Raw genomic sequence first — 12358 nt, 5'->3', positions numbered from 1 at the left:
CAAAAAGATTAGTCGCGGGCAGGGCGCTCGCCACGCAGTAAACCCGATGCGCCTTCAGAGTAGTCGCGCGGCATCTGCACCGGGACCTGATCGTTATCCGCTTCAGCTTCAGTCAGCTGATACGCAAACGGATTTTTCTGCCCAGGCAGATTTGGCAGCAGGTCATTGGAGCCTTTTGCCATGTGCTGATAGAGCTGACGATAATCACGCGCCATGTTGTCCAGCAGCTCCGCGCTCTGCGCGAAGTGGTTGGTCAGTTCTTCGCGATAATCAGCCAGCTCCGCTTTCGATTTTTCCAGCTCATACTGCATGCTGCGCTGCTCACGCAGCTTTTTGTTGCCAAAACGCATGGCGACTGCGCCGACAATAATACCTACCACTAAACCAATTAGCCCGTATTCCCAGGTCATAATGACTCCCGTGTTATTTCCATTGTTCCGTAGGGCATTGCACCATTTCAATAATAGTCACTATACCCGTTAATCTTATGGATGTGGAACTCTGGAGCAGCATGGCTTAGTGTAGAACGGCCTTTTTTTCAGCAACCGTGGTATGAATCAGACACCATTCAGGGACTTTGAAACAACAATGCAAACCTCAACTCCGCTTGCACGCTATGAGCAGGCGCTGTCGCAGGGCGAATTCAGGCCCGATGACGTACAACGCGAAGCAATTACCCGTTTAGACGCGCTGCAGCAGGCGCTGGTTGCCCGGCAACAATCTGCCGCGCCAGCCGCATCTGGCCTGCTGGGTCGCCTGTCAAAATTGATCGGCAAAGAAAAAAACGAGACGCCGCAACCGGTACGTGGACTCTATATGTGGGGCGGTGTCGGGCGCGGTAAGACCTGGGTCATGGATCTCTTTTTTCAGTCTATTCCTGGCGACCGAAAACTGCGCCTGCACTTTCACCGCTTTATGTTGCGGGTGCATGAAGAGCTGACGCAGCTCCAGGGTCAGAGCGATCCCTTGCTGATTATCGCGGACAAATTTAAAGCCGAAACGGACATCCTCTGTTTTGATGAGTTTTTTGTCTCTGATATCACAGATGCGATGCTGCTGGGCACGCTGATGGAAGCGCTGTTTGAACGCGGTATCGCACTGGTGGCCACCTCGAACATTCCGCCCGACGATCTCTATCGCAATGGTCTGCAGCGTGCACGCTTCCTGCCAGCCATTGAGCAGATAAAACGCCACTGTGATGTGATGAACGTGGATGCCGGTATCGACTATCGGTTGCGCACGCTGACCTCCGCACACTTGTGGAACTATCCGCTGAACCCGGAAACGCACGCTGAAATGACGCGGATGTTTAAAGCGCTGTCGGGCAGCCAGCCAGAAGCGGCGCCGGTGCTGGAGATTAATCACCGCCAGATGCCGACACTGGGTGTCAGCGAAGGCGTGCTGGCGATTAACTTCAAGACCCTGTGCGGTGAAGGGCGTAGTCAGCATGACTATATTGCGCTGTCGCGCCGTTTTCACAGCGTGCTGCTGTATGACGTGCCGGTAATGATCTATAAAACCGAAGATCAGGCGCGCCGTTTCCTGGCGCTGGTCGATGAGTTCTATGAACGTCATGTGAAGCTGGTAGTCGCGGCGGAGACGTCACTGACCGAGATTTATCAGGGCACGCGGCTGAAATTCGAATATCAGCGCTGTTTATCCCGGCTTCAGGAGATGCAGAGCGAAGAGTATCTGCGTTTGCCGCACCTGCCGTGAGAATAAACAGGATAAATACCGAAATAGGGTTCGATTTTTGTAACCGACTTCTCTATAATCTTGCGACCCCACGTTACAGCAAAGGATTTTTTTCCCAAATCCTCTGTGTTCCAGTAACTCTATCCGAAGGGGTGGCTTGCTGGTCAAAATGGTCGTGTGAGCCTCATTCGTTTACTTAAGCGTTTGGGATTTCACCAACGTGTAACTTAATTTGGGTAAGCTTTTCGATGAAAACTTTTACAGCTAAACCAGAAACCGTCCAACGTGACTGGTTTGTAGTTGACGCAACGGGCAAAACTTTGGGTCGCCTGGCGACTGAACTGGCGCGCCGTCTGCGTGGTAAGCATAAAGCGGAATACACTCCGCACGTTGATACTGGTGATTACATCATCGTTCTGAACGCAGAAAAAGTTGCTGTAACCGGCAACAAGCGTACTGACAAGATCTACTATCACCACACTGGTCACATCGGTGGTATCAAACAGGCGACCTTTGAAGAGATGATTGCTCGCCGTCCTGAGCGTGTGATTGAGATCGCGGTTAAAGGCATGCTGCCGAAGGGCCCGCTGGGTCGTGCTATGTATCGTAAACTGAAAGTTTACGCAGGCAACGAGCACACCCATGCGGCACAGCAACCGCAAGTTCTTGACATTTAATCGGGATTAAAGGCAATGGCTGAAACTCAAAACTACGGCACTGGTCGCCGCAAAAGCTCTACCGCTCGCGTATTCATTAAGCCGGGTAGCGGTAACATCGTAATTAACCAACGTTCTCTGGAACAGTACTTCGGTCGCGAAACTGCCCGCATGGTAGTTCGTCAGCCGCTTGAGCTGCTGGACCTGGTTGGTAAATTCGATCTGTATGTCACTGTTAAAGGTGGCGGTATTTCTGGTCAGGCTGGTGCGATCCGTCACGGTATCACCCGCGCTCTGATGGAATACGACGAATCACTGCGTGGCGAACTGCGTAAAGCAGGCTTCGTTACTCGTGATGCGCGTCAGGTTGAACGTAAGAAAGTCGGCCTGCGTAAAGCACGTCGTCGTCCTCAGTTCTCCAAGCGTTAATTGTTTGCAGCTCCGGCTGCGACAATTGGCTCAAAAAACCCGCTTCGGCGGGTTTTTTATTTGCTGCCGTCCCCTCAACTCCCGGCGAAAACCGTAACGTCGCGCTCAATTTACCTGCAAACATTCATTCCACGCCCACAAGTAGCCTAAAATCTGGTAAACTCTGTGTCACTTTGCGCCCGCAGGCCGGTGCGTTATGCGCCTTCCCACTGTCGGGGCGTCAGTATCTACGGCGCGGCTAACCAGGTTGCGTGCGAGTTCGATAAGCAAGTGAGTCGCCGTGTGGTTGGCTATTTGCAGTATCTTTTTGTGAACAAACTTGGAGGTTTTCATGGCTGTCGCTGCCAACAAACGTTCGGTAATGACGCTGTTTTCTGGTCCTACTGACATTTTCAGCCATCAGGTACGTATCGTCCTGGCGGAGAAGGGTGTCAGCGTAGAGATCGAGCAGGTCGAAATGGATAACCTGCCGCAGGATCTGATTGACCTCAATCCGTATCGCACGGTACCGACGCTGGTAGATCGTGAGCTGACGCTGTATGAATCACGCATCATCATGGAATACTTAGATGAGCGCTTCCCGCATCCGCCACTGATGCCGGTTTATCCGGTTGCCCGTGGTGATAGCCGCCTGATGATGCATCGCATCGAGCAGGACTGGTATAGCCTGATGCGGAAAGTCGAGAACAGCACGGGTCAGGAAGCTGAAGCAGCACGCAAGCAACTGCGTGAAGAGCTGCTGGCTATCGCACCCCTGTTTGGTCGTACCCCTTACTTCATGAGCGAAGAGTTCAGTCTGGTCGATTGCTACCTGGCACCGCTGTTATGGCGTTTGCCGTCAATGGGCATCGATTTGATTGGCTCAGGTTCAAAAGAGCTGAAAGGCTACATGAACCGCGTATTTGAGCGTGACTCTTTCCTTGCTTCATTAACTGAAGCTGAACGTGAAATGCGCCTGCAAGCCCGGGCTTAACGTATGGAAATGTCGCAACTTACTGCACGTCGTCCCTACCTGCTTCGCGCCTTCTATGACTGGTTGCTCGACAATCAGCTGACGCCGCACCTCGTGGTCGATATTAATCTGCCCGGTGTGCAGGTGCCGCTGGAGTATGCGCGTGATGGTCAGATTGTCCTGAACATCGCGCCACGCGCGGTGGGTAACCTTGATTTGGCGAATGATCAGGTGTCGTTCAATGCGCGCTTTGGTGGTGTTCCTCGCCAGGTTAATGTGCCGATGGCGGCGATTCTGGCAATCTACGCGCGTGAAAACGGTGCCGGGACGATGTTTGAGCCTGAACCTGCTTACGAGCTGGGTACGCAGGAGACGTCAGAGGGTCAGGAAGAGACCATGATGTCCGTGATTGATGGCGATCGTCCTGACGATGCCCGCGATGACGAGACACCGCCTGACGACGATCCACCGCCTCGTGGCGGACGCCCTTCACTCCGTGTAGTGAAATAGCCGTGAATACCCGTCCATCCGACGGGTATTTTTTTGCCTGTTATTCATAAAAAAGAGATAAAAAAAATCCGGCTGCCTGCGCAAGCCGGGTTTCTTTCAGCACACCTTTGCTATCAGTAGACGTCGCGCAGGTAGCGTTTCTCTTTCTTCAACTGATCCACGTAGTCCGCAGCGCGCTCGGTGGAGAGCCCACCAAACTGGCGAACCACTTCATACAGCGCGTTATCCACATCCTTCGCCATGCGCGATGCATCGCCGCAGACGTAGAAGTAAGCCCCTTCCTGCAGCCAGGCATAGAGTTCCGCACCCTGCTCAAGCATCCGGCTCTGCACGTAGATCTTCTTCTCCTGATCGCGTGAGAACGCCAGATCCAGGCGGGTCAGCAAGCCATTATCCCGCCAGGCAAGTAATTCATCCTGATAGATAAAGTCATGTTCCTGATGCTGATCGCCGAAGAACAGCCAGTTTTTTCCCTGCGCGCCGGTTGCCTGACGCTCCTGCAGGAAGGCCCGGAATGGGGCGATGCCGGTACCGGGTCCCACCATGATCAGCGGTGCGTTGTTGTTAGCCGGCACGCGGAACGATTTATTGGGTGAAATAAAGATAGCGGGCTTCTCGCCACGACGCACACGCTCGGCCAGATAGGTGGAGCAGACGCCACCGCGATTACGGCCGCCGCTGTGATAACGCACTGAGGCAACAGTCAGATGCACCTGGTTAGGATGGGCTTTAGAACTGGACGAAATGGAGTAAGCACGATGCTGCAACGGACGCAGCAGAGCGACGAATTCAGGCACCGCCAGCGAGCGCGTCAGTTCAAGCTGCAGCAGGTCGAGCGTATCTTTGCCCCACAGCCACACGCCCAGCGCATCTTTATCATCATGCTGTAACACATGACGCAGTTCCTGGTTGGTGGTGTTCTGTCCGACCCATTCGATCAACTTGCGCGACGGCTCCGAAATCTCAAACTGGTAGGTCAGCAGGTCGCCGAGGCTGCGGTCGAAGCCGGGCACCGGTGTCTGGTAATCAGCATTAAGCTGAGTCAGGAGCAGGCTGACCAGCGACGGTTCATTGACCGGAATCACGCCCAGCGCATCGCCCGCTTCATACTTCAGACCGCTGTCCGACAGGTCGAATTCGAAATGACGGATATCTTTTGCTGACTGCTCGCCTGACAAACGCTTGTTGGTGATCAGTGCGGCGGCATACGGATTCGATTTATTGCTGCCAGGAATCACAGGCGCTTCAGGTGCACTCTCCAGCACGGTGCCGCTGCTGCCCGCGCTGGCAGCAAACTGTGGCATTGAGCTGTTCAGCCATTCGCTGGAAGGCTCTTCATAATCAATATCACAATCGATACGATCAACCACGCGTTTCGCGCCCAGCTGCTCAAGGCGCATATCAATGAACTTGCCCGCCTGACAGAAGCCGTCGTAACCGGTATCGCCAATCGCCAGCACGGCAAAATGCATCTGCTCCAGACGCGGTGCGGTACTGGCAGAAATCGCATCCCAGAATAGCTGTGCGTTGTCCGGCATTTCCCCTTCGCCATAGGTCGAGGTAACAATCAGCACATGGCGCATGGTGGCGAACACATCAAGATCGACATCGCCCAGCGCCTGAACCACCGGAACCAGCCCTTTCGCGCGGGCAGATTTTGCTGCGGTCTGCGCCAGCGCTTCGGCATTGCCGGTCTGCGAGCCATACAGAATGTGCAGTTGCGTGGTCGCGGCTGCACCCGTACCTGCGGCAGGTTGCTGTTTGTCTTCTAACACCAGCAAACGGGAGTGAAGCCCCGCAAGAAAGCCAGCCAGCCAGTACTTCTGATCGCCATTAAAAGGTGCATCTTCTGGAATATAAGGAATTTTCATGGGTACGCTTACTCAATCCCGTTCTCGCCCGATATCAGTGGCGTTGTCCGGTGTGACAGCCGTTCCGCTTTCCCGTGCCGCAGATTTTGCAGCAGGGGAGAGCGGTTTTGCATCTGTCCGGTACAACGATTAATCCGGGCAATGATCAATTAATAATATTCAGTTCAGCCTGATCAGTATCACTGTCAGGAGAGTTTACCCACCGCAGCGGCGATTTCCGGCAATGCCGCACGTGCAAACAGCTCTTCAAAGTCAGGCAGATGACCCAGCACTTCCCGGTTACAGGCATCCTGATACATGATCCAGCCGTAGGTTGCCAGGCTGTCCATGGAGCGGATATTACGTTGCGTCAGCGCCGCTTTGTAATCTGACATGCGTTTGGTCCCAATCAGACTCGCCAGTTCGTCATCGCTGTAACTCTCGATGGCGGAACGGGCATGACGCTGCAGCTTACTGACCAGCGAAAAGTCTTCCGTCATCAGCAGATTACGCACCGCTTTTTCTACCGCCGGATCTTCAACTGACGTGCCTTTCGGCAATTTTGCCAGTGCCAGTTGCTGCGCAAAGCTCAGCACGGTGTAGTTGTTCAGCAGGACAAACATCTCCTGCGTATCGGTCGCGCCATAGGCTGGTACGGCACCGTTGGCGATGGTTTTACCCTGACGCCACGCGGCTTTAAACTTGGCAACCTGATGGCCTGACAGCGCCGTTGATAGCTCTTCGAGCAGATCTTTACGGCTCTTGGCTTTCAGGATCTCACCGCCATCCTGATAGAGCAGCAGCGAACGTGGCATCACATAAACGAAGTGATGACACTCTGTTTCCCAGTTTTCCAGCAGCCAGGCAGCACGTGGCGATTTCGTCGCCTCAATGTGCCAGTTGAGCATGGTCAGTACCGCCTGCTTGTGCACCTGCGCCATCTCATCCTGGTCGGCAATCGAGCCAAACCGCACAGAGTCCCCGGCAGCGTGGCTTGCCAGCGAACCATAGGGATCGTACTGGTAGGCAAAGCCGCCACTCATGCCGTTGCCAAATCCTTTACCAAAGGTGCCCAGGTTTAGAATGGCGCCGTTGGTCATATATTCACAGCAGAAGTCACCCACGCCTTCAACGACGGCCGTTGCACCTGAGTTACGCACCGCGAAGCGGTCACCGGCCTGGCCCTGTACGAACAGACGTCCGCCAGTTGCACCGAACAGCGCAAAGTTACCAATCAGCACGTTGCCATCGGCATCCTGCGCGCCGCCACCCGGCGACATCACAATCAGTTCGCCGCCACACTGTCCTTTGCCGACACCGTCATTACAGGTGCCATAGTGTGCCAGCTGCATGCCATCGTTGCAGAATGCGCCAAATGACTGGCCGGCAGAGCCGGTTGTGGAAATTTTTACGCTCTCAGGCGCCAGATAGCGGCGACCGCGATCGTCAGTCATGACAGCAGGCATCAGGTTTAACTGCTCCGCGCTCAACTGATGGTTCAGCATGCGTTCGATATCGATAGCCAGCTGACCACCGACACTTTTGTTGCGGTTATTCAGCACGATGCCATCGCCCAGTGCGACGTCAGGATTTCCCTGCTCCACCAGCGACAGTTTCAGCTGCTCAATCCAGCCATCATCCAGTTCAAAATCTTTTTCCAGATAAACCGGCTTGTCGATTTTCAGTTCAGGCACCACGGTGAGCATGGCGCGTAAGTCGAGTTTGCCCACTTCCAGCGGGTGATCCATCAGGTGCAGCAGGTCAGAGCGACCGCGCGCTTCACGCAAAGAACGCAGACCCATACGTGCCAGGATCTCACGCACTTCATGCGCCACGTTGAGGAAGTACTGCGCCAGCTGACGTGGATCGCCATCAAAGGCTTCGGCATTGGTGGTTAAGCCAGCCGGGCACTTCACATTACAGTTCTTCGCCATCACGCATTTCAGCATCATCAGCGCGGTAGTGCCGAACTCGAAACTGTCGCCGCCCAGCAGGGCAGATTTCACGACATCGCTGCCGGTCTGTTGCGCGCCAGAGCAGCGCAGCAGGACTTTATCGCGCAGACCATTGGCGCACAGCGCCTGGTGGACTTCAGCGATGCCGATTTCGGCTACACGTCCAGTGTATTTCAGACTGGTGACAGACGCTGCGCCGGTACCGCCGGTGTTACCCGCCACGTTAATCACATCTGCACCGGCTTTGGCTACGCCAACCGCGATGGTGCCGATGCCTTCAGACGAGACCAGTTTGACGATAACGCGCACCCGCGCGGCTTTACAGTCGTGGATTAACTGCGCCAGATCTTCGATGGAGTAGGTGTCATGGTGTGGCGGTGGAGAAACCAGCTCAACGCCAGGCGTGCCGCCACGCGCAGCCGCAATCTCTACCGTGACTTTGGCTGCCGGTAACTGTCCGCCTTCGCCAGGCTTCGCACCCTGACCAATTTTGATCTCCAGCTCTTCCAGCATTGGATCTGCCAGATAGGCAGCCCAGACGCCGAAACGACCGGAAGCCAGCTGTTTGATACGGGAGGCACGAATAGTGCCATGGCGGGAGTAGTGCTCACCGCCTTCACCGCAGTTACTCATGCCGCCGACCATATTTGTGCCGTGTGCAACCGCTTCATGAGCAGGCGCGACCAGCGCACCGTGGCTCATCGCCCCGGAGGCAAAGGTACGGGTAATTTCACAGGCTGGCTGTACGTCGCTCAGCGGCAGTGAGGGCAGGGTGGTGAAGATACGTGACAGATAATCAGCCGCTTTACCGTACGCGGTCACTTTCAGACCCCCTTCAACCACTTCGCTGCTCTCAATATCGTCGCCGAAGCGGAATTTCAGGGCGCGTGACAGGTTCTGCAGGCGCTCACTCTCAGGCTTCAGCCCTTCAATGGCATCGGTCAGACGCAGCATGAAGTGATTCAGGCTGCCATCCACCGCTTCACACACCATGCCGCGAATCGCAAAGCCGTTGTTGGTCAGTGAGTAGCGTCCCAGTTTGCGACGGAACTCCGCTTCGCTGTCGATGTGTGTCAAATCAGCCGGGAAGGTCAGGATGTCGCGCAGGGCCGCCGGACGACGTTTACGCTCTTCGTACATCAGGCTTGAGAACTGACGATAATCGGCAGTAATGGCAAAATTGTTGATGACGTCATCCGGGATGCGCTCGAAGCTGCTGTCTTTGAACGTTTCGGGCTTGATGCCAAAAGCGTTATCCAGTTTTGCCAGCGTCATCAGGCGGATAAAGTTGTCCTCTTCGCGCGCTTTGTCGGCAAAGCGAATCGGCTCTTCAGTCATGTCGATGAAAGTACGTACGGCGATGGTGCCGTAAGAGTGCCCCGCGCCTTCTGCACGCTCTTTAAACAGGCCCAGCAATGGCACTTCAGATTCACCCTGAATCTTCAGTGCGCTCTGGTGCCAGTCTACTGCCATCGCCGCGATTGCTGCGAAGCCTGCGCCGCCCACCGGTGTTCTGATATTCGGGAAATACTTTTTCAACACCGGATCATCGGTGTTGAGGAAGTTTGGCTCAAAGAACTCGCCGCTGCTGTAGCTCTCAACGGTACAGAGGCCCACTTTGCCCATGGTTTTCATCAGCGCTTTTTCAGCCGCTTTGGCATAGCGTTTAAAGGCTTTGTTGCCTTCTTCACCTTCACCAAATTTCTCCTCTGCGCGCATCTGTACGCCCAGTGGGTAGATAGCGGAAGCGCCGAAACCAAGTGTGGCGGCAATGTGGTGCGAAGAGATGCTCTGGCCGCTCTCCACCACCAGAGAAACATCCAGACGCAGGCCTTCCTGCACCAGACGCTGGTTAATGGCGGATACCACCAGCAACATCGGGATTGCAGCGTGTTTCGACGAGATGTGGCGATCGGTCAGTACGGCAATGCCACCCTGAGAGCGGGCAAAATCCACTACCTGTTGCGCCAGGTCATCAATCGCTTTTTCCAGCGCATTCGCGTTAGCCGTGGTGCTCAGCAAATCTTTACCGATCACGGGCTCATAGAGCATTTCAAAGCGGGCATAAGGCGCGATTTTCTGCTCACGTAAACGTAGCATATCAAGGTGGCTGAGGATGGGGCTCGGCACCACAATCTGACGGCCTTTACTGCGGCCCAGATGCGGTTTTGCGCCCAGCGCGACGCGCAGCGTCATACCGTCCACTTCGCGGATAGAGTCCAGCGGTGGGTTGGTCACCTGAGCAAAGCGCTGAGAGAAGTAGTGCGCCATGCCGCCTTCATGATCGGATAAGCCATTGATGGCGTTGCCGTAACCCATCGCAGAGATCTTCTCTGCGCCAGTGTTCAGCATCGGGTCCATCATGAACTTGAAGCTTTCCTGGTTGTAGTAGTAGGCAACAAAGCGCTGATAGGTTTTCAGGTCGCCACGATAACGCAACGGTGAACCCTGCTGTTCTGCCGGGATCTCAGGCAGATCGTCAAGACCGACGCGCGCTTCGTGAAGCAACGCAGAATAATCTTTCTCTGCAGCCAGTTTTTCCAGCGCCTGCAGCGTGGTGTAGCTGCGTTTTTCACGATGATCGAAATAGAGCATGCCGCCCGCTTCGATTCGGCCACGACGCAACACGCTTTCAGGTGGAAACGCGATCTGCCCGGCTTCTGACATTGCACCGATATACTCAGCCGTTTCGACTGAACGCAGTGGACGCAGGCCAAGACGGTCCAGACGAGCACCAATGACTTCGCCATTGCCAAAGATTAATGCTGCAGGGCCGTCGTTCTTCTCTTCATACAGCGAGAAATACTCCAGCATGTCGCGCACTTCTGTCGGCAGTGAACTGTCGTTTTCCCAGGCGGGCGGCATCATCGAGACAACGGCCGTGATCAGATCGAGGTTATCTTCCATCAGACGGCTGTGGATGCTCTGATCCAGACGCGAACTGTCAGACTGGCCTTTTGGCCGGACGATTTTCTTGCCACGCGCCAGCGCCAGCGCCGACTCGGCGATGCGGTTTTTGCGGTCAGTGTTCAGTTCACCGTTATGCGCCATCAGGCGGAACGGTTGTGCCATGGTGGTATGCGGATCGGTGTTAGTGGAGAAGCGGGTATGGAAGAACAGCCCGCGTACCTGATGGTCCGGATCGGTCAGATCTTTGAAGTAAGGGATCACTTCATTGGAATTCAGACGGGCTTTAAACACCTGGGTGCGTGATGACAGCGACAGCGGATAAAGACCGCCAAATTCGCTTTCGGTAAACGCACGGGCTTCAATGGTCAGCAGGGCGCGGTAGATACGTTTTTCGAAGTCGTTCTGGTCGACCACGTCCTCTGGCGCAGTGAAAATCCACTGCAAAATCGGTAGCTGAAACTGCACGGCGGCCGGGCGCGTCACGCTACTGTCGAGCGGCATGTCGCGTTTCATGATCACCGGCAGGCCAAAGCTGCTGAGTGCCTCATCCACCAGACGTTCGGCATTCGCGCGCAGCCCGGCATCTTTTGGCACGAAGAAGTTGCCGACACCAAAGCGACCCGCTTCCAGCGGCTGGCCGGTAATTTTGCGGAAGAAGTGCAGCGACAGATCAACGTTGACCCCCGCACCATCGCCGACGCCTTCCGCGGACATACCGCCGCGGTGAGGCACGGTACACAGAGCGCTGTGTGCCATCTGCAGAATCTCGTGGGTCTGCTCGCCGTCCTTACGCGTAATGAAACCTACACCACAGCTGTCACTGCCTGCTGTCGGATCATACAAGCCATAGGATTGAGGTTTTTTAGTGGACATTGAGGGTCTCCTTAAACTGCTTTGACATTACCTGCACTGATTCAGGGTCTGGGCGCACTGGGGCGCTATCATTTTCATCGCCATGCTCTGTCGAGCGCGCGTCATAGCCCTGAGCATTTCTCTCCAGACATCGGTAAAACGTCCTTAATTGAGCTGCTCTCTGATTTCCGGTCTCTTAAAGGAGATGACTTAAACCACGCGGGAGTCTTCTTGTTGCATAGATATGCCGAGACAATGGCCCGTCTGGAAAGCTTTCAGCGGATTTCCAACTTATCGGGAAAGCGTAATCAGGTCAAATGGCGTGGTCAGACGGGGTAATCAGGTGTTTAATGTATATAACTTTATGAATTAAATGATTTTTATGGTTTAAAATGTATCACTTTGGCACCCGTCGATCGGCCGATAAATGTGAACTGACTCACTGTAGTGCAGGCATCAGATCTCTGCACCATGCTGGTGACGGGGTGTTAGACAGCATTAAATGCTGTTCAACACCGTTGATGCATAGCATGTATCTGTTTTTCTTAT

At 54.7% G+C, this 12358-nt stretch carries 8 protein-coding genes; 5 read left to right on the top strand and 3 right to left on the bottom strand.

Translation table 11 applies throughout. The features are described from left to right. Positions 1 to 8: 8 nt before the first annotated feature. Positions 9 to 410, bottom strand: coding sequence for a Z-ring associated protein ZapG (gene zapG / locus NP77_RS02875; RefSeq protein WP_003848291.1), 402 nt, complete (start codon positions 408 to 410; stop codon positions 9 to 11). A 178-nt stretch (positions 411 to 588) separates the two neighbouring features. On the opposite strand from zapG, the gene zapE reads away from it, so the two are divergent. The 5 genes from zapE (at position 589) to sspB (ending at position 4242) form a co-directional block, all read left to right on the top strand. Next, complete coding sequence (zapE, locus tag NP77_RS02870; RefSeq protein ID WP_033743099.1) at positions 589 to 1716, top strand: cell division protein ZapE; 1128 nt, start codon at positions 589 to 591, stop codon at positions 1714 to 1716. 227 nt (positions 1717 to 1943) lie between these two features. Continuing rightward, positions 1944 to 2372 carry a 50S ribosomal protein L13 gene (gene rplM, locus NP77_RS02865; RefSeq protein WP_008925400.1) on the top strand — a complete coding sequence of 143 codons (429 nt, stop codon included), beginning with the start codon at positions 1944 to 1946 and terminating at the stop codon, positions 2370 to 2372. Positions 2373 to 2387: 15 nt separating this feature from the next. After that, entirely contained in the window at positions 2388 to 2780 is a 393-nt protein-coding gene (rpsI, locus tag NP77_RS02860; RefSeq protein ID WP_008925401.1) for a 30S ribosomal protein S9, read from the top strand. Positions 2781 to 3111: 331 nt separating this feature from the next. After that, positions 3112 to 3753: a stringent starvation protein SspA gene (gene sspA, locus NP77_RS02855; protein WP_003851135.1), complete on the top strand. Its 642-nt coding sequence runs from the start codon at positions 3112 to 3114 to the stop codon at positions 3751 to 3753. Positions 3754 to 3756: 3 nt separating this feature from the next. Further along, positions 3757 to 4242, top strand: a complete 486-nt coding sequence (gene sspB / locus NP77_RS02850; RefSeq protein ID WP_003851133.1) for a ClpXP protease specificity-enhancing factor — start codon at positions 3757 to 3759, stop codon at positions 4240 to 4242. A 113-nt stretch (positions 4243 to 4355) separates the two neighbouring features. Here sspB and NP77_RS02845 read toward each other — a convergent pair whose 3' ends face one another. Together NP77_RS02845 and NP77_RS02840 are read right to left on the bottom strand one after the other, a co-directional pair. Next, positions 4356 to 6113, bottom strand: a complete 1758-nt coding sequence (locus NP77_RS02845) for a sulfite reductase subunit alpha (RefSeq protein WP_039658947.1) — start codon at positions 6111 to 6113, stop codon at positions 4356 to 4358. A 185-nt stretch (positions 6114 to 6298) separates the two neighbouring features. After that, positions 6299 to 11830: a glutamate synthase-related protein gene (locus NP77_RS02840; protein ID WP_039658946.1), complete on the bottom strand. Its 5532-nt coding sequence runs from the start codon at positions 11828 to 11830 to the stop codon at positions 6299 to 6301. Positions 11831 to 12358 lie beyond the last annotated feature (528 nt).

The sequence above is a fragment of the Pantoea sp. MBLJ3 genome, assembly GCF_000816655.1.
In the GTDB taxonomy this organism is placed as follows: domain Bacteria; phylum Pseudomonadota; class Gammaproteobacteria; order Enterobacterales; family Enterobacteriaceae; genus Pantoea; species Pantoea eucalypti.
This window is presented reverse-complemented; position numbering and strand designations above follow the sequence as displayed.